Below are 22,810 nucleotides of genomic sequence, written 5' to 3'. Positions count from 1 at the left end.
CGCCTATCTGTGCCACATCGCCGTCACCAGGTTCTTGATGTGCTGCAGCCTGCGATGGAAGAAGTGGTCGGCGCCGGGAATCACGATCACCGGGATGTCCTGCGGACGGGCCCAGTCCAGCACCGCCGACAGCGGAATGGTGTCGTCCTGCTCGCCGTGGATCAGGATGGTGTCGGCCGGGATGTCGGGCATGGCCCACTTGCCGGCGGCCGCGCCCACCAGCACCAGGCGCTCGGCCGGCTCGCCCTGTTCCTGAAGGCGCTTCTGCAGCTGCGCCTGGACGAAGGTGCCGAAGGAAAAGCCCGACAGCGCCGCCGGCAGGCCGGGATAGCGCTGGCGCATATGGGCCAAGAGCAGCGCCATGTCGTCGGTCTCGCCGGCGCCGGCGTCATGCACGCCGGCGGACGCGCCGACGCCGCGGAAGTTCATGCGGGCCGTGGCATAGCCCAGCGCGACGAAGGCGCGGGCCAGGGTCTGCGCGACCTTGTTGTCCATGGTGCCGCCATACAGCGGATGCGGATGCGCCACCAGCGCAATGCCGCGCGGCGACGGGAACTGCGCGCTGTCGGGAAGGTCGAGCGCGCATTCGATCGTGCCGACGCTGCCGGCGATGGTGAAGGGCTGGGTGTGGGCATTCATGGCGGGCTCAGATCTTCAGGCGTTCGACCACCTTGCCGCCGACCAGGTCGGAGTCGATGATCTCGTCGATGTCGCTGTTGTCGACGAAGGTGTACCAGGTGCCCTGCGGATAGACCACCAGCACCGGGCCTTCCTCGCAGCGGTCCAGGCAGCCGGCCTTGTTGATGCGGATCTTGCCCTGGCCATTCATGCCCAGCTTCTTGATGCGGCGCTTGGCATGCTCCTGCGCCGACTGCGCGCCGCGATCGGCGCAGCAGGGACGGCCGTCCTCGCGGGCATTCATGCAGAAGAAGACATGCTTTTCGTAATAGGGTTTTTCGGCTTGGTCGCTCATGGGGATTCGATTCGGTGGGCTGCTCTGCGGAAGGGGGATGATACACCGCGGGGCAGGGGCTTGCAGGCAGGGCGCCGATGCCTGCCTGCGCAATGCGGCGCGGCCATGTCGTGGCAGAATCGGTGCTCGGCGCGCGGCATGGGAAGGCGACAAGACCTGGCAGGCCGCGCCTTCCATTCCTTCATCTCCGGGACAAGGTGAATCCATGCATTCCTCCGACGCATTCCTCGCCGCGCGCGACTTCCTGCAGCGCCATCGCACCGACTACGACACCGCCTGGCGCGATTTCCGCGCCCCGGCGCTGGACCGCTTCAACTGGGCGCTGGACTTCTTCGACCGCCAGGCAGAGGGCAACCATGCGCCGGCGCTGTGGGTGGTGGAGGAAGACGGCGCGCAGCAGAAGATCTCCTACGCCGAGATGGCCGCGCGCTCCAGCCGCACGGCCAATTACCTGCGCGGCCTGGGCGTGGCGCGCGGCGACCGGGTGCTGCTGATGCTGCCCAACCGGGTCGAACTCTGGGAGCTGATGCTGGCCTGCATCAAGCTGGGCGCGGTGATGGTGCCGACCACGATGCTGGTGTCGGGCGACGACCTGGCCGACCGGCTGCAGCGCGGCGCGATCCGGCATGTGGTGGCGCAGTCGTCCGAGGCGCCGAAGTTCGAGGGCATGGCCGGCAGCCATACCCGCATTGCCGTGGGCGGCAAGGTGCCCGGCTGGCATGACCTTGCCGATGCCGCCGGCGCGCCGGCCGCCTTCATGCCGGACGGCGAGACTCTCGCCAGCGATCCGCTGCTGCTCTACTTCACCTCGGGCACCACCTCGCGGCCCAAGCTGGTGCTGCACAGCCACCAGAGCTATCCGGTCGGCCATCTGTCGACGATGTACTGGATCGGCCTGGAGCGCGGCGGCCTGCACTGGAATATCAGCTCGCCCGGCTGGGCCAAGCATGCCTGGAGCTGCTTCTTCGCCCCGTGGAATGCGGGCGCCACCGTGTTCGTCTACAACTACGCCCGCTTCAATGCGAAGGATGTGCTCGACGTGATCTGCCGCTGCGGCGTGACCTCGCTGTGCGCGCCGCCGACCGTCTGGCGCATGCTGATCCAGGAAGACCTGGCCGCCTTCAAGGTGCCGCTGCGCGAACTGGTCGGCGCCGGCGAGCCGCTCAATCCGGAAGTGATCGAGCAGGTGGAGCGCGCCTGGGGCCTGAAAATACGCGACGGCTTCGGCCAGTCGGAAACCACGGCGCAGATCGGCAATCCGCCGGGCCAGCCGATCAAGCCCGGCTCGATGGGGCGGCCGCTGCCGGGCTACCGCATCGTGCTGCTGGATGCGGATGAACAGCCGGCCGGCGAAGGCGAGATCTGCATCGACCTTTCAGAGCGGCCGCAGGGGCTGATGCTGGGCTACGAGGGCGATGCGGCCAAGACTGCCGACGTGATGCGCGGCGGCTTCTACCATACCGGCGACATCGCCCAGCGCGACGCCGACGGCTACTACTTCTACGTCGGCCGCAATGACGATGTGTTCAAGGCCTCGGACTACCGCATCAGCCCGTTCGAACTGGAAAGCGTGATGATCGAGCATGAAGCGGTGCTGGAGGCGGCGGTGGTGCCCAGCCCGGATGCGCTGCGCCTGTCCGTGCCCAAGGCCTATATCACGCTGCGCGCCGGCCATGCGCCCGACCAGGCCACCGCGGCGTCGATCTTCCGCTATGCCCGGGAAAAGCTGGCGGCCTACAAGCGCATCCGCCTGATCGAGTTCGCCGAACTGCCCAAGACCATTTCGGGCAAGATCCGCCGGGTGGATCTGCGGCGGCAGGAAGAAGGGCGTTCGCAGCGGCGCGAGGGCGAGTTCAGGGAAGAGGACTGCGCGTAGGCCTGGATCGCTACGGACTGGCGTTTGTGGCGTCAATGGCGTCGATGGTGGCAGGGCTGGCCCGACGCCGCCGCCCGCACACTGCGGCGCGGGCAATAGCAGAGGCCAGCCACCTGCCGCCAGGGTGTAACAAATTACAACTGTCCTGGCCGTTAATCGGCCTTGCAATTATCCTTTGGCAACAATAACTGTCGCCGCGCGCCACCGGGCGCCGGCGGTTCATGCAACCCTCCAAGCCAAAGGTTTTTCCATGCGCATCACCATTCGCCCGCTTTCCGCCGCCGTCCTGCTCGCCGCCACGCTGGCCGCCACCGGCTGCGCCAACATGTCCCATCGTGACAAGAACACCGTGATCGGCGCCGGCGTCGGCGGCGTGGCCGGCTCGGTGCTGACCGGCGGCTCGGCGATCGGCACCGTGGGCGGCGCGGCGGTGGGCGGCTTTATCGGCAACCAGGTCAATACCGGACGGCGGCGTTAAGACGCCGCATCGGGCGCCGGCTTTTTCCGCCGGTGCACCGGGTGATACAGGAACCACAGCGTAATAAAGGGCCAGGCCAGCGTCAGGAATTGCGCGGCGCCGTTGAAGTTCAAGAACTTGCCCTGTACCCAGGTCTGCAGCGTGGACAGGAAGTAGGGATTGTCCGGCGCCATGTTGGCCACTACCAGGCTCACGATCAGCGCCAGCGCCGCCACCCGGCGCTGCGCCACCGGCGGCGCCATCGCCAGGCCGGACAGCATGATCAGGCCGATCAGCAGGCCGCCCTGGGCGCCGGGCGTGATCCAGGCGAAGGCATTGTCCGGCGAGAACAGCAGCGCGCTGGCCAGGGTCTTGGTGGCCAGCGCGGCCAGCAGCAGGGCCGCCGCCAGCGCCAGCCGCGGCGCGCGCCGGCGCGTCAGGCACAAGAGCGTCAGCAGCGCGCCGGTCAGGCCACAGGCGGTGATGATGGTTTCCGACAACCAGTACTGCTCGGCGCTGAGCTCGGCGTCGCGCCGCAGCAGCGCGCCCAGATCGATGTCGACCAACCATAATTCCGACAGCCATTCCGAAAGTATCGGCAGCAGCTGCCCATGGCCGAACAGATAGGCCTGCGGATAGATCTGCGCCATCGGCCATAGTCCCAGCACGATCAGGCCGCGGCTGGCCTCGGCCAAAAACCAGCGGCTGCGCAAGGCCAGCAGGCGGCTCTGCTCCAGGAAGGCGGGCGCCAGTAGCGCGCCCAGCAGCGCGCCGAGCGCGACGCCGCCGGCGTTGGTGAGGAGGTCGAGATTGGACGGCACCCGGCTCGGCAGGAAGTTTTGGCCGGCTTCCAGTCCGGCCGACAGCAACGCGCCAAGCAGGCAGGCCGGCAGCACCGCCCAGATGCCGCGCAGCCGCGGATACATGGAAAACACCAGCAGCGCGCCCAGCGGCATGTAGCCGATGATGTTGGTCAGCAGGTCGAACCGGGTCCAGTAATACGGCAGCGGCGCCGACAGAAAGCCCAGCACCGGCAGGCCATTGCTGCGCCAGCCCGAGAACGGATACCAGCTGGCATAGACGATCAGGAACACATAGAACACCAGGCCGCCGCGGGCAAACACCGAGGCGGAGGCGCCGCTGGCGGGCGATTGTTCCTGTTTGTCTGTCTCAGCCATGCAGCGGCCTGTTCAATGCGCCAGGCCGAGGCCGGCCAGCCACTGCAGCATGTCGGCAATCACCGCGTCGCTGGCGGCGGCCAGCGCGGCCACGCCGCCTTCGACATCGGCGCTGGGCGCCGGCGCGCGGCGCAGGAAGCTTTTCTGGCCCAGCAGGCGACGGCCGTCCAGCACCGACAGCCGCATCGCCACCAGGCCGTCGCTCTGGCCGGCGCTGGTGAAGACCTGGCTGAATTCCTCCGCTTCCAGGCGCAGCACCGGCACGCCGGCGGCGCCGTCCGAGGCCGACAGCAGGGTGCCGCCGCCCTGCACGATGCGCGACTTCAGGCGCTGCGCGAACAGCTGCGCCGGCGGCATGCTCCAGCGGCTGTTGGCATAGGGCCGCGGCTGGTGCTGGCTGGCATAGTTGAGGCGATAGAAGATGGCCGGCGAGTCCAGCCATTCCGGCGTGTCGACGTCGGCCAGGGCCAGCGCCGGCAGCGCGGGGATGGTTGCCGCCGGCGGCGCCAGCCCGAGGTCGAACAGGCCGGGCTGCGGCTTCTTCATGCTGGTGCAGCCGGAAAACAGCAGGCAGGCCAGCAGCAAGGCAATCAGGCGGGAGGGTGTCAGCGTCATGGCGTGTCGTTCCGTGTTCATGGGCGTCAGTTCCCCGGCGGCGCGATGAAGCCGGCTTCGCCCGGTCCCGGCGGCACGCCGGCGCCAAACAGGATGCTCTGCGGCCGCTCGTTCAAGTTGTTCAGGGTGCGGTTGAGCACCCGCAGCGAGCCGCGGATGTCGGATGTCAGCGGCAGCACCTCGCGCTCGAAGCGCTTGGCCAGCGCGCTGACATCGTCGGCGGCGCCGCCTATCCGCGCCACCGGGCTGCCGGGCGCCTGCAGGCCGGCGGCCAGCGTATCGGCGGTGCGCGAGAGCTTGCCCAGGGCGGCCAGCGAGCGCTGCGCTTCGCCTATCAGCGCCGGCATCGCTTCCAGCGTCGGCGCCAGCTGGCCCGGCAGCGCCTCGATGGCCACCGCGGCCTTGCCGACCTTGTTGAAGGTGGACAGGATGGTTTGCTGGTTTTCCGGGTTCAGCAGCACGCTCATGCGCTTGGTCAGTTCCTCGGTCTGCAGCAGGATCGCCAGGCCGCGCTTTTGCAGGCTGTCGAGCAGGCTGGGCCGCAGTTCGATGCGCGCCACATGGGCTGCGCTGCTTGCCACCCTGGCCGGGTCGCTGCCGTCGTCGTCGAGCTGCACGTAGGCCAGGCCGGTCACGCCCTGGTAGCCGAGCGTGGCGAAGGTGGAACGGGTAACCGGGGTGTCGGGCCGCACACCGAGGTCGATCAGGATCTGTCCCGGCACCTGCGGGTCGAAGCCGATGCGGCTGACGCGGCCCACATCCAGGCCGCGGTAGCGCACGGTTGCCTGCGGATTCAGTCCCGGCACCGACAGCCGGGTGGCGATCTGGTAGGGCACCCGCACCTCGCGGTCGCGGTTGAGCCAGATCGCGCCCAGGATGACGGCCGCCAGCATGGCGATGGTGAACAGGCCCGCGATCATCGCGTGCGACTTATTTTCCATAGTGATGCTCTTTCATGTCGCGCATGCCCTGCAGCGCGCGCAGGCCGCGCTGACCAAGGAAATAATCATGGATGAAGGGATGGTCCACCCGCACCACCTCTTCGGCGCTGCCAAAGGCCACCAGGCGCCGGTCGGCCAGCACCGCGATCCGGGAAGACAGCGCCAGCAGCGTATCGAGGTCATGGGTGACCATCACCACGGTCAGGCGCATTTCCCGGCGCAGCATCGCGATCAGGTCGACGAAGGCTTCCGACAGCGCCGGGTCGAGGCCGGCGGTCGGCTCGTCCAGGAACAGCAGTTCCGGCTCCAGCGCCAGCGCCCGCGCCAGCGCTACCCGCTTGACCATGCCGCCGGACAGGTCGGCCGGCATGCGCGCCGCCTGGGAAGGCGCAATGCCGACCATCTGCAGCTTGAGCAGCGCGGCGTCACGGACCAGGTCTTCCGGCAGCGCCCGCAGCTCGCGCATCGGCTGGGCCACGTTGTCGAAGGCCGACATCGCCGAGAACAGCGCGCCGTGCTGGAACAGCATGCCCCAGCGGTTGCGCAGCGTCTGCAGGGTGGCGGCGTCGGCGCGGTGGATGTCGACGCCGAAGACGCGCACGCTGCCGGCGCTGGGCCGTTCCAGGCCCAGGATCTGGCGCAGCAGCGTGGTCTTGCCGGAGCCGGAGCCGCCCACCAGCGACACCACCTCGCCGGCGCGCACGTCCATGGAAAGATTGTCATGCACGGTCACGTCGCCGAAACGGGTCGACAGCCCGGCGATGTCGATCACGGTCTGGCCACGGGCCTGAGCCTGGTCGAACGCCGCCATCAGTAATAGCCCACCTGGTTGAACACGATGGCAAACACCGCGTCGGCCAGGATCACCACGGTGATGGCGGTCACCACCGAGGTGGTGGTGCCCTGGCCCAGGCTTTCGGTATTGGGCTGGATGCGCAGGCCGAAATGGCAGGCCACCAGCGCGATCAGGCTGCCGAACACCACGCCCTTGCCCAGGCCGATCCAGTAATTGGCGATCGGCACCGCGCTTGGCAGCTTCTGGAGGAAATAGGCCGGCGCCATGTCGAGCTGGATATTTGCCGCGGCCATGCCGCCGATCAGCGCCATCGCGTCGGTCCAGACCACCAGCAGCGGCATCACCAGCGCCAGCGCCAGCACCCGCGGCATGACCAGCCGGAAGCCATGCGGCAGTCCCATCACCAGCATCGCGTCCAGTTCCTCGGTGACCCGCATCACCCCCAGCTGCGCGGTGATGGCCGAGCCGGAACGGCCGGCCACCAGGATCGCCGCCAGCATCGGCCCCAGTTCGCGGACGATGCTCATGCCCAGGATGTTGACCAGGTAGATGTCGCCGCCGAAGGTGTGCAGCTGCTGCGCCGACAGGTAGGACAGCACCACGCCGATCAGCACGCCGACCAGCGCGGTGATGCCCAGCGCCTGGAAGCCGATATGGTAGACGCTGGCCGATATCTCTTTCCATGGCCCCTGCCGCGGCCGGCGCGCGAAGCGGCCCAGGTCCAGCACCAGTTGGCCGACCAGGGCCAGCATGCCGGCCAGGTGGCTGCCGAAGCGGCGCGCCGTGCCGGCCAGCGAGACGATGGAGAACCACGGGTGGCCATCGCCCGCCGGCAGCGCCAGCGCGCCGGCCTGCTCCAGCCGCCGAAAGAATTCCTCCTGGCCCGGCGCCAGCCGCAGCTGGCCCGGACGCCGCCGCCCCCAGGCGTTCCACAGCATCTGGGCGCCGATATGGTCCAGCGCGCTGATGCCGGACAAATCCCAGGGCAGCGCCGCCGGCTGCGGCAACTGCCGCAGTGCCGCGCGCAGCGCGCCCATGGCGGCCGGCTGCGCCAGCGCCTGCACCTGCCAGTTGCCGCTGGCAGCCACCGTGGCCGCCAGCGGCAACTGGCCATCGAGCCGCAGCATCGGCGCGGCAGGCGGGGCGGGCAGGACAGGGGAGGAAAGCGGGGGTTGCGAAGCTGGCATGAGCGCAGTGTAAGTTACCGGGCCGGTTTCGTCATGCCTGCGCCGTCCGGCGCTTCCCGGTTTCCCGCCCGGCGCGTCCGGTGCCGCCCCGCGCCGCCCCGCGCTTCCCGGTTCCGCCGCCGCCCGCCTGCCGTTACAATGCGCTGCATGACTTTCCTGCCCTCCCCGCAGCAACTCGCTTCCCGCGCAACCGGCCCGGCGCGCCAGGTGGCGCTCGAATGCGTCGCCGAAACCGGATCGACCAATGCCGACCTGCTGGCGCGCGCGCCGCGCCTCTCCGGCCCGGTGCTGCTGCTGGCAGGGCACCAGACCGCGGGCCGCGGCCGTTCCGGCAGGACCTGGCAATCGGCCGCCGACGCCAGCCTGACCTTTTCGCTGGCCTGGAAATTCCAGCGCGCGCTGCCGCAGCTGGTCGGCCTGCCGCTCGCGGTCGGCGTGGCGATTGCCGACGCGCTGCGCGAAAGCGGCGTGCAGGCGCAGCTGAAATGGCCCAATGACGTGCTGCAGGGCGGCCAGAAGCTGGCCGGCGTGCTGATCGAGACCAGCGCCGCGCCGGACGGCGTCTGGGCGGTGGTGGGCATCGGCATCAACCTGGCGCTGCCGCCGGCGCTGGCGGCGCGCATCGACCGGCCCGCCGCCGCGCTGCCGTCGCAGGCCATCGACCGCGAGGCGCTCTTGGCGTCGCTGCTCAATGCGCTGGCGCAGGTGCTGACCGACTTCGACGCCGCCGGCCTGGCGCCGTTTGCTGCGCGCTGGAATGCGCTGCATGCCTGGCGCGGCGAGGCGGTGGCGGTGCTGGACCAGGGCCAGGTGCGCCAGCAGGGCACCGCGCTGGGGATCGACGACGCCGGCCGCCTGCTGATCGACACCACTGACGGCCAGATCGCCGTGCTGTCCGGCGACGTCTCGCTGCGCCGTCTGGATCCGGGGGCCTGAATGCTGCTGTTAATCGATGCCGGCAATACCCGCGTCAAATGGGCGCTTGCCACCGTCGCCACCTATGCCGGCACCGGCTTTGCGCGCGAGGAACTGGGCCAGTGGATCTGCTCCGGCGTGGTCGAGCACGACGCGCTGGGCCAGCTGGTGGAAGTCTGGCGCGGCCGCCAGGTGGCGCGGGTGGTGCTGTCCAACGTGGCCGGCGAAGGCATGCGCGACAAGCTCGACCAGCTGCTGCTGCGCGCCTTCGGCGCGCGGCCGATCGCCATCGAATGGTTCCGGCCCGCGCCGCTGCTGGCGGGCGTGCGCAATGGCTACCGCAATCCGCTGCAGCTCGGCGCCGACCGCTTCGCCTCGGCCATCGGCGCGCATGCGCTGTATCCGGGCGAGGCGATCATCGTCGCCACCTGCGGCACCGCCACCACGGTGGACGCCATCACGCCGGACGGAGTTTTCCTGGGCGGCATGATCCTGCCGGGCCTGGGGCTGATGGCCAGCTCGCTGGCGAAGAACACGGCGCAGCTGCCGCAAGTGGGCGCCAAGGTGGAGATCGTCACGCCCTTTGCCGACAACACCACCGACGCCATCATCAGCGGCTGCGTGGCGGCCCAGACCGGCGCCATCGGCCAGGCGCTCGCCGCGCACGCCGCGCAATACCGCGAGGTGCGCTGCATCCTGTCCGGCGGCGCGGGCAGCATGCTGGCGCCGCACCTGGACCATCCCAGCGTGCAGATCGACAACCTGGTGCTGATCGGCCTGCAGACCATGGTGATGAAGCAGAATTCATCATGCTGAAATTCGTCTGCGGTGCGCTGCTGGTGGCCAATCTGGCGATGTTCGTGATCGAGCGCGGCGAGCCCGCCGGGCATGAACCGGCGCGCATGAAGAACCAGCTTCATCCCGACCGTATCCGGCTGCTGCCGGCAACCGCCAGCCCGCCGGCTCCCGCTGCCGACGCGCCTGCCGCCGGCGTCTCGCCGGCCGCTGCGCCGGCTGCCGCCACGGCCGGCGCAGCGGGTGCGACCGGCCCGGCCGGCGCCTGCATCGAACTGGCCAGCTTCACCGCCGCCGAAGCCGGCCGCTTCGAAGCGCGCATGGCGGAGCTGGGCCTGGCCGACCGGGTCTCGCGGCGCGAGGTGCCGACGCCGTCTAGCTACATGGTGATGATTCCGCCGCAGGGCAGCCGCGAGGCGGCCGACGCCAAGACCGAGGAACTGCGCCGGCTGGGCATTAGCGACACCTTCATCATCCAGGACAATTCGCCGCGGCGCTGGGGCATTGCGCTGGGCACCTTCCGAACCGACGAGGCGGCGCAGTCGCACCTGGCGGCAATGAGCCGGCGCGGCGTGCGCACCGCGCGGGTGGAGCAGTTCGGCACCGGCCCGGCCCGCATCGCGATCCAGCTGCGCGGGCTGGACGCGGCGGCCGAGGCGCAAGTGACCCGGGCGCGGGCGGAGTTTCCGCGTCAGGAGGCGCAGGGCTGCGGCTAGCGCCTGCAGCGAAACTCGGGGCGGGGCCTGAAAGTTTGCGAGCATCGGCACGGTGTTGCGGCGCCTCGCCGTGACCGCTGAGTGGCTCGTCGCCGCGCATGCAGCGCCTGCATTGCACTGGCAAGCGCACCAGCCACGCAACTGGCCGGCAACCGCCTGCCGCTGCTGACGCTGAGCATGAACCGGCGCAGGACCGACGTCCCGGCCGGTCTGGCGTTGCTGGAGTGTCAGGCTTACTGGTCCTTGCGCAATGCGCGTAGTAATTCGTGTACGGCGTGACGCGTCTCCACGGTACCGGCATTGTCTGCGCCGAGGACTTTTTCCCGTATCGCCAGGGCCTTGCGATAGTGCTCCAGCGCCTGGTCAAGCTTGCCTTGGTCCTTTAGCAGCGAGCCCATGTTGTTGTAGGAGATTGCGGCATCGGTATGGTCGGCGCCGAGGACTTCCTCCCGGATCGCCAGGGCCTTGCGATAGTAGTTCAGTGCCTGATCAAACTTGCCTTGGTCGTGTAGCAAAACGCCGATGTTGCTGTAGGACGCGGCGGTAGCAATATGGTTGGTGCCGAGGACTTTCTCATCGATTGCCAGGGCCTTTCGACAGTAGTCCAGTGCCTGATCAGGCTTGCCTTGTTTATGTAGCACCACGCCGATGTTGTTATAGGAGCTGGCGATACAGGTATGGTTGGTACCAAAGACTTTCTCCCGGATCGCCAGGGCCTTGCGATAGTGCTCCAGTGCCAGGTCAAGGTTGCCTTGGTCGTGTAGCAGCGAGCCGATGTTGTTGTAGAGCTGAGCGGTATCGACATTGTCGGTGTCGAGGACCTTTTCCCGGGTAGCCAGGGCCTTGTGAAAGTGTTCAAGTGCCTGATCAGGCTTGCCTTGCTCCTTTAGCAGCAAGCTGATGTTGCTGCGGGAGGTGGTGGTAGTGGGATGGTCGGTGCCAAGGACTCTTTCCTGGATGGCCAGGTTCCTTTGAAAATATTCCAGTGCCTGATTAAGCTTGCCTTGCTCGCGCAGCAGCACGCCGATGTCGAGATAGGATCGACCGGTAGCGGAATCGTCGGCACCAAAAACGGTTTCCCGGATGGCCAGGTCCTTGTGCAAACATTCCAGCGCCTGATCAAGTTTGCCTTGATTCTTTAATATCATGCCAATGTCACGGTAAAAACGGCTTGAAGCGGGATCGTTGACGCCAAGCACTTTTTCCCGAATTGCCAGCGCCTTGCGGCATTGATCTAGCGTCTGATCAGGACTGCCTTGCTTACGTAACAGCATGACGATGTCGTAGTAAGACCAGGCGGTAGACAAATCGTCGGCGCGGAAGACTTTTTCCTTGACTGCTACTTCCTTGCGGTAGTGGTCCAGCGCTTGTTCAAACCTGCCTTGCTCTCGTAGCAGCGAGCCGATGGTGCGGTATAACGCGGCAGTATCGATATGGTCAGTGCCGAAGATCTTTTCCCGAATTGTCAGCGCCTTTTGAAAGTACTCGATTGCCTGGTCAAGCTTGCCTTGCGCCTTTAGTACCGAGGCAATGTTGTTGTAGGAGATTGCGGTCGACAGATGATTGGTGCCCAGGATTTTTTCCTGAATTACCAACGCCTTTCGATAGTACTCCAGAGCCTCATCAAGCTTGGCTTGATCCTGTAGCAGCGAGGCGATGCTGCTGCAGGACGTGGCGGTGGAGATATGGTCAGTGATAAAGCGTTTTTCCTTAACCGCGAGTGCCTTGTGAAAATACTCCAGAGCCTCGCGAAGCTTGCCTTGTGTCTGTAGCAGCGTGCCGATGTTTTGGTAGGACGTGGCAGTGGAGAGATGGCCTGTACCGAGAACTTTTTCGTAAACTGCGGTCGCCTTGCGATAATACTCCAGAGCCTCGCGAAGCTTGCCTTGTGCCTGTAGCAGCGTGCCGATGTTTTGGTAGGACGTGGCAGTGGAGAGATGGCCTGTACCGAGAACTTTTTCGTAAACTGCGGTCGCCTTGCGATAATGCTCCAGAGCCTCGCGAAGCTTGCCTTGTCCCTGTAGCAGTGTGCCGATGTTGTTGCAGGAGGCGGCGGTAGAGGGATGGTCGGGACCAAGGATTTTTTCTTTGATTGCCAACGACCCGCGGTAGTGCTTCAGTGCCTGGTCGGGCTTGCCCTGGTCCTGCAGCAGCAAGCCAATGTTGTTATAGGACACGGCGGTAGAGGTATGGTCGACACCGAAAACCCTTTCCTTGATTGCCACCTCCTTGCGATAGTACTCCAAGGCCTGATCAAGCTTGCCCTGGGCATGTAGCAGCGAGCCGATGCTGCTGTAGGACGTGGCCGTATCGGCATGATTGACGCCAAGGACTTTTTCCTTGATCGCCAGTGCCTTGTGAAAATGCTCTAGAGCTTGATCAAGCTTGCCTTGAACGCGTAGCAACATGCCGATATTGTTGTGGCACGTTGCAATATCGGCATGGTCGGTGCCAAGTACTTTTTCCTGGATTGGTAGCGCTTTTTGAAAATATTCCAGTGCCTGGTCGAGCTTGCCTTGAGTCTTTAGTAGGGAAGCAACGTCTTGGTAGAGCTTGGCGATATCATCATGCCCGGGCCCGAGGATTTTCTCTTTGGTCGCCACCTCCTTGCGATAATACTCAAGGGCCTGGGCATCCTTGCCTTGCGCTTGTAGCAGTGCGCCGATGTTGTGGTAGATCGCGGCGGTATCGGCATGATCCGCGCCAAGAATTTTTTCCCGGATTGCCAGCGCTTCTTGGAAGTAATCCAGAGCCTGATCAAGCTTGCCTTGCGCCTGCAGCAGCGAGGCGACTTTGTAGTGGGAACTGGCGGTGGAGAGATGGTTGGCACCCATGGGTTTCTTCTGGACTGCCAGCACCTTGTGATAGTACTCCAGCGCCTGATCAGGCTTGCCTTGCGCTTGTAACAGCGAGGCGATGCTGTTACAGGACGTGGCGGTGGAGGGGTGATCTGTGCCGAGAACCTTCTCCTTAATCGCGAGGGCCTTGAGATAGTACTCCATCGCCTGCTCAGGCTTGGTTTGCGCCTGTAGCAATGATGCGATGTTGTGGTAGGAGGTAGCAGTGTATGTATGGTCGGCGCCGAGCACTTTCTCGTAAATCGCCAAGGCCTTGCGATAGTGCTCCAGGGCCTGATCAAGCTTGCCTTGTGCCTGTAGCAACGAGGCGATGTTGTTGTAGGACGTGGCGGTAGAGGAATGCTCTGTGCCGAGTGTTTTCTCCTGAATTGCCAGGGCCTTGCCATAGTACTCCAGCGCCTGGTTAAGCTTGCCTTGCACTTGTAGCAGCGAAGCGATGTTGTTGTAGGACGTGGCGGTAGACGGATGGTCGCTGCCTTGGACTTTTTCCCGGACCGCAAGCGCTTTTTGATAGTGCTGCAGTGCCTGGTCATGCTGTCCTTGTTCCTGGAGCAGCAAGGCGATGTTGTTGTAGGATGTGGCGGTGGAGCTATGGTCGGCGCCGAGCACTTTCTCCTGGGTCGACAGGGCTTTGCGATAGGACTCCAGTGCCTCGTCAAGCTTGCCTTGTGCCTTGAGTAGGGAGCCGATGCTGTTGCAGGACATGGCAGTAGAAGGATGGTCAGTGCCGAGTACTCGCTCCCGAATCGCCAGCGCCTTGCGTTGGTATGTCAGTGCTTCTGCAAATATTTGCCTATCCTCAAGCACTCTCCCAATCGCTGTCATCAGCATGGCTTCGACACGCTCCAGCCTTGCGGTCACATTTTTCTCGATCACCCGCATTTCCGGCTCCCTGGCCGTTAGCTGTGCTTTCGCCATCATGATCGCTTCCGACGCAGAGGTTGTTGCCCAGTTTAGTAAAGCTTGTAGCGCTACCTCCGTCATGTGCTCCTTTTCTTCCGTCATCAAGTCCACCAGCCGTTGTGCCAGGCAGTGCTCGAATACTGACTTGTGGACGAATTCCAGCGCACCGGCGCGTAGCCGCAGCGGCAACACGGATGACATCTGCGCCGCCTTCTGCCGGCGCAGCCGGACAAAGTTTTCTTCCGTGAGCACCATGCGCCGGGCGGCTTCCTTCTTCTCGACCGCGTTCAGGCTATCCAGCCAAGTCTGGCGCTCCCGGTAACGCCGCTCTGCTTCCTGCCGCACGAGTGCCTCCAGGCCGGCCCAGGGCGAGTCAATGCTGCCCACTCTTGAAAGGGGAAGCACCATACTTCGCCCTGCTGCAGTCAGCAGGGCTGTTTCGTTGGTATAGGCTTGGAAGCTCGCCGCTAGACTGGCATGCCCCGTCTTCAGTTGCTGCAGTACATTGTCTTCCAGCAGAACCTGCTGGCTTGTGACCATGTGCGCGATGAAGCCGTCATAGATGTCCGCGCGGGTCAGTCCTTCCATCGGCTTCCTGCTGACTGTTTCCCAGCTTTGCCACAGCAGGTACAGCACGAACGGATTGCGCAGGACGGCACGCAGCTCGGCTGAATGTTCCAGCCTGGATTGGAAGCTGCGATAAGTCGTTTCGTCCCAGTCGAGGTGCTGCTTCAGGTAGGTTAGTAGTTGACCCGTGTTGAAAGGCAGATAGTGGCGGCTTTGCAGCGCACCCTGGAAAGCGAAGTGTTCCTGAACCTGGTCTTTTGGGATCGTGCCGGGCCGGCAGGTGACGATTAGCTTGGCATCGGCTGGCAGGCTCAGGTGCCTGGCCAGGTTGCGTGGCTTTTCCTCGTCGGAGCGGCATTCGTCGTATCCATCGACAAATACCAGCGGTGTGACCTGGCCAGGCTGCAGGCCATAGCGGGTCAGGACGTTGGCGCAAACGTTCTTCAACCCGGCATCGGTCCAGTTGGCCACATGATTGCGGAGGAAGACAGGCAGGTAGCGTGGTTTAGGATATTTGGCCGGATCGGCGAAGTGTTGCCACCACTGCTGCTGCAAGCGGTCAGCCAGAACGTAGATGCTGAGACTCTTGCCCAAGCCGCCCTCGCCCAGCAACAGCAGCGTACCGCCGCCTGGTGCTATCAGGAAGCCAGCAAGTTCGCCTTGCAACTGCTGCGGCGCGTTGAATACTTCGTTCGGGCCGGCATGTTGCTTGAGTCGTTCCCAGTATTGCTCAACCGAGCCTTCGATGGGCTTCAGGGTGACCTGGCTGGGCACATAATGCCGAGCGTCTTCGCGCCGGCCATGCAGCGATTGTTCGAGGTGCATGGTCAAGGACAGCAGCGCATGCTCAGGATGCATGATTGAAGCCATTTCTTGCAACTGCCGTATTACTTCTGCAATGTCGGCCCGTTCGGCGGGGCGGGCGCACCAGCAGGCCTGGATGAGCCTGCGCAAGGGAGCCGGGCAGCTGGCTGGGATGGGCATGCGCTCGCCGGCCTTGATGGCGGTGTAATTTGGATCTTGGGCAAACACATCGTCCCACGGAGTTGGCAGGGCGCCGTAGCTGACCATCTGCCAGAACACGATGCCCAGCGCATAGAGGTCGGTGGCTTTGCTACTGTGGCGGTTGCGATCGCCCCCGATGTTCTCAGGGGCAACGAAGCGAGTGTCCTGCAGGCCCTGATTGACCGCGCTGGCCTCCGAAGCAGCCAGCAGCGCGTCGACTTGGGCCATGCCGAGGTCAGCCAGCTTGGCGCGGCCATGGCGGTCGACCAAAATGTTTTCGGCTTTCAAGTCGCGGTGCAGCATTCCCTGATCATGCAGGTAGGCCAGCGCCTGGCTGATCTCCAGCATCCATTGCCACAGTCGGGATGCTGGAACTGGACTGCCGCTGGCGCTGCCCTTGAGCAGCGCGGCCTGTAAGCTGCCTTGGTGGCAGAATTCCAGCACCAGATATGACGCTCTGTCCTTATGGCAAATTCCATGGAACTGCACAATGTTTGGATGGTGGGTGGTGCTCAGGCGGGCGACTTCCCACTCCAGGGCTTCATTGATTTCGTCTTCAGAGAGTTCAAGGCGCTGGCGGGCATGGGCGAAGTCGATTTTTTTTAGTGCCACCTCGGTACCGGCCCAAGTGCCGCGATAGACGATGCCAAAGGTACCGTCGGCGATGTATGGTCCAATGCTGACTACGTTGGCAGAAATTTGGGTAACGCCGCTGAGTAAGGAAACAGTGCGCTTGAACTGACCTGGAGCGGCTGTGTCGGTGCGGAAAGCGGATTGCAGGTTGTCGAGAGGTTTCTCGATATCGGCATCGCTGTCGGGGTCGCCAACGAGTGCTTCGCTGGCATCGCTGTCGGGGTCGCCAACGAGTGCTTCGCTGGCGTCGCTGTCGGGGTCGCCAACGAGTGCTTCGCTGGCATCGCTGTCGGAGTCGCCAGCGTGTGCTTCGTTGGCGTCGCTGTCGGAGTCGCCAACGAGTGCTTCGTTGGCATCGCTGCCGGAGTCGTCAGCGGCGGTTTCGTAAGCATCGCTATCGGAGTCGCAATTGGGGACTTCGTTGTCATTGCTGTCGGTACTTGCTTCACTGCCAGCGCTGGCTTTTCCACCGGAGCTTGGGTAGGTGTTTTTTTGTTCCTCCTCGCTATCGCTGTCTGGCTCGCCGGCGTCGTCGCTGCTGGCTTTCCCGGACATCGGCAAGGCGCTGGCGAGCTGCCTGGCCTGGCCTTGCCCACCCAATGCCATGGCGGTGGCGCTATGGGAAGCCAGCATCGGCTTGCCAGCCACGGGTTGCTGGCCGTGGGATGTACCTGGCGGCTGCGCCTGCTGCAGCATGGCCGGCGTTTGTGACGGCAGGGAAGACAGCACCGGGGTCGTCGTGGTCGGAAGGGGATGGACGGAGGAGTCGGCCGGTACGGTGAAGGGGCGGGTGGCGGATGCGTCTGGGACGAGGAAGGAAGTAGCCATTGAATGGAATCTCCATGTTGAAGCAGTGCTTCGAAGGGAATCGCGAGAGCCCTGGAGGCTGCTCCCGCCAGACTGGAACGACGCCTATGAGCAGGCTCGAACAAGCTCGGCCGCAGGCCGCCTGAGTGGTGGCAAGCGGCTGGCGGTTGCAGGCGCACGGGATGGAGAGCAGATATGAGCGTGCGCTATGAGCACGGATAGCAGGCAAGCTGTTTGCGTGGAACAGTTTTTGGTCGCGCGGCCAGCACCAGCGCTGCATGCATGCGGGTTGCCGAACCGGGCGGCCCTGGCGCCAAACCTGCCCGCGAACCTTGACGGCGTGTACGAAAACGGGTTCGCGCCGGGCACGTTCTGCAGCGACGATGGGGCGCGATCGCACCTGGCGGCATACAACTTCTGTCTCAGGCCAACGTGACGGGCTCCGTCACTCCAGGAGTGAGTGTGACGGCACTGGAATGGTTTGCTCAGTTTTTTTGCTTCACCCTCCTTGCGCTTTGCAGCCACTGCCGGGCGTTGCACGGGCTCAAGCGGCCATGCCGGCCTTGGTCAGGCTCGAACAGGTGCTTACGTCGGCTGGCGTGCTCCATGCCTACGCAGCAGGTCGGCGATGCCGTGGTGTCCAAGCTGGATGGCAAGGCCCAGCGCACCCGTCTGCGCTTCCTGGTCTGCAGGCGCGCCGTGTTCCAGCAGCAGCGAGGTCATCCTGAGGTCGCCACGGTAGACAGCCCGCTGCAGCGCATCCATCAGCAGCAGCGTGGGGCAGGGATGGTTTTTCGGGTGCCGCAGCATGGATTCCACCATGGCATGCTGTCCGGCTTCAACCGCCTCCTGAAAGGCCGATCGCTCCCCGGGCGGCATGGAACAGGGTTTGGCATCTGCGCGCGACAACAGGTCGACCATCTCCGGGTCGTCCCTCCGTACGGCAAACAGAAGCGCATCCCTGCCGTTGGCAATGACCTGATGCACGTCGGCGCCGGCCTGCAGCAGCATTCTGGCAATACAGTGATTCTTATGCAGCACGGAGCACATCAGGGGCGTCATTCCGCGCAGCGGGTGGATGTCCGACAGCGCAATATCCGGATCGGCGCCGGCAGCGAGGAGCGCGCGCACGAGCTCGGGGTAGTCCGTCTCGACCGCAATGTAGAGCGGTGTATAGCCAGCAGCGTTGATCCGGTCGAGCTGCGGGTTTCTCTCCAGTAGCATTCGGGTGATCTCCGTGTTGCCGGTCGAGACTGCGACGTCCAGTGCGCTCAAGCCTGCCCCGTTCAAGCCTGCTCGATTGACGTAATCCACGCCTGCGCCAGCTTCCAGCAAACGGCGCACGATAGGTTCCTGCATGCGCATTACGGCGGCGATGAGCGCCGTGTTTCCCTGCCCATCGACCTCATTGACATCCGTGCCGGCTTTCAATAGCAAGTCGACCTGGCGTAAATCGCCTTGATAGGCGCGCACCACCAGTTCGGACCTGACGACGGTCTGGCGCATGCCTTGGGCCGCATTCGGTGGGGCATCTGCCTGCTTGCTGCCTGGTTCCGTGCGCAATTCGGGGGAAGCAGGGACGTTGGCCTGACTGGCGCCGACGCTGAAACTGAACGAAACCCCGCCGGTTGCTGTGCCTTTCCGCGTGCCGGGCCGACTGGCCTCGTCGGATGCGCATGCCTGGGAACCGTCAGGGCGCACCGTGCAGGATGGCTCTGCCGCCGTTGCGGCGGGAAAGCGCAAGCCGGCGTCAATTGCCATCGCCAGCTTTGCCAGCCGACTCGCGAGCATGCCGGCCTGGCGCATGCCTTCCGCGGCGACGGCTGTGCACGTCTGTTTGGCCTGCTCCACCAGCCCCGGAAACGCGCCTGCGACAGGCGTTGCCGGTAGCAGCCGACCATGCGTACTGAGGAAGTGGCGGATGGCGGCGCGCCGGCCGTCCTCCTGGCTGGCCGGGCGCAGCAATGGGCGGCGGCAGATGGCGTCGGCGGCGAAAGCGTGGGTGCTTTCCATGGCATAACCGGCGGCCATGGCGCCGGCGTTGGAGGAGATCGTGTGACGGCTTGTGGTGGTTTGGCTGCAGGACATGGAGGCTCCTTGAAGAGACAGGCTGCATGAAGGAAAAGCATCGGGCCGTTTGTTGTCGAGGCATGCGGCGAGGTGCCTTGCCTGCGCTCCGTGTCTTGTTGACTAGCTGGATAACGGCCTGCTTGCCTCGTGTTGCCATTTCGCGAGTGAAGAATGCGGGAATACACCTGGAGGGCGTACTGCCTATCGAAACGGCAGGCCTGAGTAACAGACGGCCCTGTCGGGTTGCGCCGGCAACCATGGGGACGGTTCATCCAGTTCTCGCCTTTCATGGCGTCCCGAAAGGTTGGGCGCTGCCAGAGGCGGCCAGGCGTGAGCGCGGCGACGGCGTTCGCAGCCCGTCCCGGGGCGCTTCACAGGCCCCGAGCGCGGCGCGTTTCGCCATCCAAGCGATCAGCGCCCTCCAGCCGCTCTATCCACGCCTTCAGGCAGGCCGGGCACAGGCAGCGGCCGTCATCGGCGTCGGGCAGGCTGTCGGCGGGGAGCGCCGGGAGCGTGGTGCACCAGCATGGAGACTCCAGCGCCTCCACCATGCCGCAGGCAAAGTCGGCGCCGCAACGGCTGCATGTGCTCATCGATATCCTTTTGAAAATGGTCGGGAAAGCCGCTTGTCAGTCTTGAAACGGCTTGTTGCAATTTATCCGATATCCGGCCATTTTTTACGGAAAAATCCGCCGGGACGCTGCAGGCTTTCGTTGTAAAATCGCGCCCATCTCTCAATTTGGAACAGTCATGACCGATTTCGCCGATCTGTCGCAGGTGTCATCCGGCATCAAGGCCGAGATTCTTGCGCAAGCCTTGCCCTACATCCGCAAATTCCACGGCAAGACCATCGTCGTCAAGTACGGCGGCAACGCGATGACGGAAGAGCGCCTGAAGCACGGCTTCGCGCGCGACGTGATCCTGTTGAAGCTGGTCGGCATGAACCCGGTGGTGGTGCATGGCGGCGGCCCGCAGATCGACAATGCGCTGAAGAAGATCGGCAAGCAGGGAACCTTCGTGCAGGGCATGCGCATCACCGACGAGGAAACCATGGAAGTGGTGGAGTGGGTGCTGGGCGGCGAGGTGCAGCAGGACATCGTGATGCTGATCAATCACTACGGCGGACAGGCGGTGGGCCTGACCGGCAAGGACGGCGGCCTGATCCGCGCCCGCAAGATGAAGATGCCGGACCGCGAGAACCCCGGCCAGTTCCTCGACATCGGCTATGTCGGCGAGATCGAGGCGATCAACCCGGCGGTGGTCAAGGCGCTGCAGGACGATGCCTTCATTCCCATCATTTCCCCGATCGGCTTCGGCGCCGATGGCCAGGCCTACAACATCAATGCCGACCTCGTGGCCGGCAAGATCGCGGAAATCCTGCATGCGGAAAAGCTGATCATGATGACCAACATCCCGGGCGTGATGGACAAGCAGGGCAACCTGCTGACCGACCTGTCGGCGCGTGAGATCGACGAGATGTTCAACGACGGCACCATCTCCGGCGGCATGCTGCCCAAGATCTCGTCGGCGCTGGACGCGGCCAAGTCGGGCGTGAACACGGTGCATATCGTCGATGGCCGCATCGAGCATTCGCTGCTGCTGGAAGTGCTGACGGAGCAGGCCTTTGGGACCATGATCCGCTCGCACTGATAGCGTGGTGTGATGCGGAAAAGCGCGGCATTGCCGCGCTTTTTTGTTGGGGTTGGGGTTGGGGTTTGCAGTTGCCGTTGCCGTTGCCGTTGCAGTGAAATCCCGTTGAGCGCGCCGTGTCAGCGGTGCCCGGAGCGGGAAAAGGTGCGGCGTCTGTCTGAGTCAAGCGCAGCTTGGCGAGTTTAGCCGCGCCCCGCTCCGGGTACCGCTGGCACGGGCACCCCGCGCAGCGGGGCGCGATCATCGGGTCGCCTTTTTTGGTTACTTTTTTGGCGAAGCAAAAAAGTAACCCGGCCGCCGGGACGGACTCCCGGCTTGTCTCCACGGCAGTGCAGCCGCCTTGCGTCACCCGGCAAGGCACGGGCAGCACTGTCGCTGTTGCCTTTAGCAGTGATCGCAGCGTACTGCCGAAGGCAACTGCAACTGCTGCTTCGCAGTGACGTCTTTACGCCGGGTGAAGCAAGCCGACTGCACTGTCGTCATGACCAGGCCGGGAGTTCGCCCCGGCAGGCGACCTACTTCTTTTGCTTCGCCAAAAGAAGTAGGCAAGAAAAGGCGACCCGGTGATCGCGCCCTCGCTGCGCGAGGGTCCCCGTGCCGTCGATGCATGGAGCGGGGCGCGGCTAAACTCGCCAAGCTGCGCTTGGCTCAGACAGACGCCGCACCTTTTCCCGCTCCACGCACCGACGTCACGGCGCGCTCAACGGGACTTAAAAGCAACGGCAACTTCAAAAACAACTGCAACTGCAACTGTCGCTGCCGCTGCGCGTGCTTTAACGGCAAACGCATTAGCCCAGGCCACCCTCAACGCCTTGATCGGCGACAGGTGCAATGGCCCCGCCGGCTCCCATGGACTTGACCAACCTGGCTGTATCCCCGAAAGTCTGGTCCTGCCTGCCGCTAGCGGCACCTTCTGAATAAACTTTCTCATTTCATGCCCAAGCTGACCTGGCTGTTCGACCTCGACAATACCCTGCACAACGCATCGCACGCGATCTTCCCGGCGATCACGGCGAACATGAATGTCTACATCGCCAGGGTGCTGGAGCAGAACGGCATGGCGGCCACGGCGGAGGCGGTGAATGCGGCGCGGCTGGCTTACTGGCAGCGCTATGGCGCAACGCTGCTGGGCATGGTGCGCCACCATCAGGTGCGGGCCGACGATTTCCTGCATGAGGCCCATCAGTTCGACGACCTTGCCACCATGATCCGCGCCGAGCGCGGCCTGGGACGGCTGCTGGCGCGGCTGCCGGGCAGGAAGATCCTGCTGACCAATGCGCCGCGCCGCTATTCGCAGGACGTGCTGCGCCACCTCGGCCTGCACCGGCATTTCGCCCAGCATGTGCCGATCGAGGCGATGACGGTGCACCGGCAACTGCGGCCCAAGCCGTCGCGGCTGATGCTCAAGAGGCTGATGGCGCGTAACCGCCTGGCGCCGGGCCGCTGCGTGCTGGTGGAAGATACCGTCAATCACCTGAAGGGCGCGCGCCAGCTTGGCATGCGCACCGTGTGGATTACCCAGTATCTGCCTCTGCCGGCGCATGCGGCACAGCGCCAGCACAGCAGCGCGCATAGGGCGCTGGCCAATACGCGCAAGCCGGCCTACGTCGATGTAAAGCTCAGGTCGGTAACGCAATTGCCGCGGCATCTGCGGCGGCTGCGGTGACGCCGGCTGCGGCCGGAGATTGCATAAAGGTAACGATCCTGCGGGCGGGGCAGTTTCCGCCCCTGATGACGGCGTGCGGGAATTGACCAACTCCCGCCCGGCGTGCCGGCAAGCTCAACCGTATCCGCAGCCTCTTGTATAGTGTCGGCTTCGCCGTTGCGGCGCAGCATTTTGACGAGGCGCCGCCGCATCCGGTTTCAGC

17 protein-coding genes are annotated in these 22,810 nt (G+C 64.6%); 7 read left to right on the top strand and 10 right to left on the bottom strand.

Going from position 1 to position 22,810, the window contains the following annotated elements; translation table 11 throughout:
- Positions 1-3: 3 nt before the first annotated feature.
- Together ABC383_RS13125 and ABC383_RS13120 are read right to left on the bottom strand one after the other, a co-directional pair.
- Positions 4-639 carry an alpha/beta hydrolase gene (locus tag ABC383_RS13125; protein WP_413014581.1) on the bottom strand — a complete coding sequence of 212 codons (636 nt, stop codon included), beginning with the start codon at positions 637-639 and terminating at the stop codon, positions 4-6.
- A 7-nt stretch (positions 640-646) separates the two neighbouring features.
- Positions 647-973, bottom strand: coding sequence for a (2Fe-2S) ferredoxin domain-containing protein (locus ABC383_RS13120; protein WP_413014580.1), 327 nt, complete (start codon positions 971-973; stop codon positions 647-649).
- Positions 974-1,178: 205 nt separating this feature from the next.
- Between ABC383_RS13120 and ABC383_RS13115 the strand changes: the two genes are divergently transcribed.
- Together ABC383_RS13115 and ABC383_RS13110 are read left to right on the top strand one after the other, a co-directional pair.
- Entirely contained in the window at positions 1,179-2,849 is a 1,671-nt protein-coding gene (locus tag ABC383_RS13115) for an AMP-binding protein (protein ID WP_413014578.1), read from the top strand.
- 250 nt (positions 2,850-3,099) lie between these two features.
- Positions 3,100-3,327: a glycine zipper 2TM domain-containing protein gene (locus ABC383_RS13110; protein WP_413014576.1), complete on the top strand. Its 228-nt coding sequence runs from the start codon at positions 3,100-3,102 to the stop codon at positions 3,325-3,327.
- On the opposite strand, the gene ABC383_RS13105 is transcribed toward ABC383_RS13110, so the two are convergent.
- Genes ABC383_RS13105 through ABC383_RS13085 form a run of 5 tightly spaced genes read right to left on the bottom strand, consistent with a single transcriptional unit; the run spans position 3,324 to position 7,963 of the window.
- Positions 3,324-4,484, bottom strand: a complete 1,161-nt coding sequence (locus ABC383_RS13105) for a VanZ family protein (protein WP_413014574.1) — start codon at positions 4,482-4,484, stop codon at positions 3,324-3,326. The two genes, ABC383_RS13110 and ABC383_RS13105, sit on opposite strands and share 4 nt — an antisense overlap.
- Positions 4,485-4,496: 12 nt before the next feature.
- On the bottom strand, positions 4,497-5,120 hold the full coding sequence (locus tag ABC383_RS13100; RefSeq protein ID WP_413014572.1) for an ABC-type transport auxiliary lipoprotein family protein: 624 nt from the start codon (positions 5,118-5,120) through the stop codon (positions 4,497-4,499).
- A gap of 5 nt (positions 5,121-5,125) precedes the next feature.
- The gene (locus ABC383_RS13095; protein WP_413014570.1) at positions 5,126-6,040 is read right to left on the bottom strand and encodes an MlaD family protein; all 915 of its coding nucleotides are present in this window, start codon (positions 6,038-6,040) and stop codon (positions 5,126-5,128) included.
- The gene (locus ABC383_RS13090) at positions 6,030-6,851 is read right to left on the bottom strand and encodes an ABC transporter ATP-binding protein (RefSeq protein WP_413014568.1); all 822 of its coding nucleotides are present in this window, start codon (positions 6,849-6,851) and stop codon (positions 6,030-6,032) included. Before ABC383_RS13090 ends, ABC383_RS13095 begins: the two co-directional genes overlap by 11 nt.
- Positions 6,851-7,963 carry an MlaE family ABC transporter permease gene (locus tag ABC383_RS13085; protein WP_413014566.1) on the bottom strand — a complete coding sequence of 371 codons (1,113 nt, stop codon included), beginning with the start codon at positions 7,961-7,963 and terminating at the stop codon, positions 6,851-6,853. The genes ABC383_RS13090 and ABC383_RS13085 overlap by 1 nt, the downstream gene beginning before the upstream one ends.
- A 207-nt stretch (positions 7,964-8,170) precedes the next feature.
- On the opposite strand from ABC383_RS13085, the gene ABC383_RS13080 reads away from it, so the two are divergent.
- The 3 genes from ABC383_RS13080 to ABC383_RS13070 are packed head-to-tail and all read left to right on the top strand — an operon-like array spanning position 8,171 to position 10,449.
- Entirely contained in the window at positions 8,171-8,959 is a 789-nt protein-coding gene (locus tag ABC383_RS13080; RefSeq protein ID WP_413014564.1) for a biotin--[acetyl-CoA-carboxylase] ligase, read from the top strand.
- On the top strand, positions 8,960-9,754 hold the full coding sequence (locus tag ABC383_RS13075; protein WP_413014562.1) for a type III pantothenate kinase: 795 nt from the start codon (positions 8,960-8,962) through the stop codon (positions 9,752-9,754).
- A complete protein-coding gene (locus ABC383_RS13070) occupies positions 9,748-10,449 on the top strand; it encodes an SPOR domain-containing protein (RefSeq protein WP_413014560.1) in 702 nt (233 codons plus the stop codon). The genes ABC383_RS13075 and ABC383_RS13070 overlap by 7 nt, the downstream gene beginning before the upstream one ends.
- A 233-nt stretch (positions 10,450-10,682) precedes the next feature.
- Here ABC383_RS13070 and ABC383_RS13065 read toward each other — a convergent pair whose 3' ends face one another.
- From ABC383_RS13065 to ABC383_RS13055, 3 genes are all read right to left on the bottom strand, one after another.
- Positions 10,683-17,243: a tetratricopeptide repeat protein gene (locus ABC383_RS13065; RefSeq protein ID WP_413014559.1), complete on the bottom strand. Its 6,561-nt coding sequence runs from the start codon at positions 17,241-17,243 to the stop codon at positions 10,683-10,685.
- A 564-nt stretch (positions 17,244-17,807) separates the two neighbouring features.
- On the bottom strand, positions 17,808-19,310 hold the full coding sequence (locus ABC383_RS13060; protein ID WP_413014557.1) for an ankyrin repeat domain-containing protein: 1,503 nt from the start codon (positions 19,308-19,310) through the stop codon (positions 17,808-17,810).
- Between the two features lie 353 nt (positions 19,311-19,663).
- Positions 19,664-19,885, bottom strand: a complete 222-nt coding sequence (locus tag ABC383_RS13055; RefSeq protein WP_413014555.1) for a cysteine-rich CWC family protein — start codon at positions 19,883-19,885, stop codon at positions 19,664-19,666.
- Positions 19,886-20,042: 157 nt separating this feature from the next.
- Between ABC383_RS13055 and argB the strand changes: the two genes are divergently transcribed.
- Positions 20,043-20,942, top strand: coding sequence for an acetylglutamate kinase (gene argB / locus ABC383_RS13050; RefSeq protein WP_194715605.1), 900 nt, complete (start codon positions 20,043-20,045; stop codon positions 20,940-20,942).
- A 934-nt stretch (positions 20,943-21,876) separates the two neighbouring features.
- Entirely contained in the window at positions 21,877-22,608 is a 732-nt protein-coding gene (locus ABC383_RS13045; RefSeq protein ID WP_413014553.1) for a pyrimidine 5'-nucleotidase, read from the top strand.
- Positions 22,609-22,810: the final 202 nt, after the last annotated feature.

The sequence above is a fragment of the Noviherbaspirillum phoenicis genome, assembly GCF_047237965.1.
Taxonomy (GTDB): domain Bacteria; phylum Pseudomonadota; class Gammaproteobacteria; order Burkholderiales; family Burkholderiaceae_D; genus Noviherbaspirillum_A.
Note: the sequence above shows the minus strand (reverse complement) of the source record. Positions and strands in the feature narration are given on the sequence as shown.

Excerpts from the sequence above, each read along its gene's own strand:
- ABC383_RS13125 (WP_413014581.1), bottom strand. The coding sequence starts at position 639 with ATGAATGCCCACACCCAGCCCTTCACCATCGCCGGCAGCGTCGGCACG.
- ABC383_RS13120 (WP_413014580.1), bottom strand. The coding sequence starts at position 973 with ATGAGCGACCAAGCCGAAAAACCCTATTACGAAAAGCATGTCTTCTTC.
- ABC383_RS13115 (WP_413014578.1), top strand. The coding sequence starts at position 1,179 with ATGCATTCCTCCGACGCATTCCTCGCCGCGCGCGACTTCCTGCAGCGC.
- ABC383_RS13110 (WP_413014576.1), top strand. The coding sequence starts at position 3,100 with ATGCGCATCACCATTCGCCCGCTTTCCGCCGCCGTCCTGCTCGCCGCC.
- ABC383_RS13105 (WP_413014574.1), bottom strand. The coding sequence starts at position 4,484 with ATGGCTGAGACAGACAAACAGGAACAATCGCCCGCCAGCGGCGCCTCC.
- ABC383_RS13100 (WP_413014572.1), bottom strand. The coding sequence starts at position 5,120 with ATGAACACGGAACGACACGCCATGACGCTGACACCCTCCCGCCTGATT.
- ABC383_RS13095 (WP_413014570.1), bottom strand. The coding sequence starts at position 6,040 with ATGGAAAATAAGTCGCACGCGATGATCGCGGGCCTGTTCACCATCGCC.
- ABC383_RS13090 (WP_413014568.1), bottom strand. The coding sequence starts at position 6,851 with ATGGCGGCGTTCGACCAGGCTCAGGCCCGTGGCCAGACCGTGATCGAC.
- ABC383_RS13085 (WP_413014566.1), bottom strand. The coding sequence starts at position 7,963 with ATGCTGCGGCTCGATGGCCAGTTGCCGCTGGCGGCCACGGTGGCTGCC.
- ABC383_RS13080 (WP_413014564.1), top strand. The coding sequence starts at position 8,171 with ATGACTTTCCTGCCCTCCCCGCAGCAACTCGCTTCCCGCGCAACCGGC.
- ABC383_RS13075 (WP_413014562.1), top strand. The coding sequence starts at position 8,960 with ATGCTGCTGTTAATCGATGCCGGCAATACCCGCGTCAAATGGGCGCTT.
- ABC383_RS13070 (WP_413014560.1), top strand. The coding sequence starts at position 9,748 with ATGCTGAAATTCGTCTGCGGTGCGCTGCTGGTGGCCAATCTGGCGATG.
- ABC383_RS13065 (WP_413014559.1), bottom strand. The coding sequence starts at position 17,243 with ATGGCTACTTCCTTCCTCGTCCCAGACGCATCCGCCACCCGCCCCTTC.
- ABC383_RS13060 (WP_413014557.1), bottom strand. The coding sequence starts at position 19,310 with ATGTCCTGCAGCCAAACCACCACAAGCCGTCACACGATCTCCTCCAAC.
- ABC383_RS13055 (WP_413014555.1), bottom strand. The coding sequence starts at position 19,885 with ATGAGCACATGCAGCCGTTGCGGCGCCGACTTTGCCTGCGGCATGGTG.
- argB (WP_194715605.1), top strand. The coding sequence starts at position 20,043 with ATGACCGATTTCGCCGATCTGTCGCAGGTGTCATCCGGCATCAAGGCC.
- ABC383_RS13045 (WP_413014553.1), top strand. The coding sequence starts at position 21,877 with ATGCCCAAGCTGACCTGGCTGTTCGACCTCGACAATACCCTGCACAAC.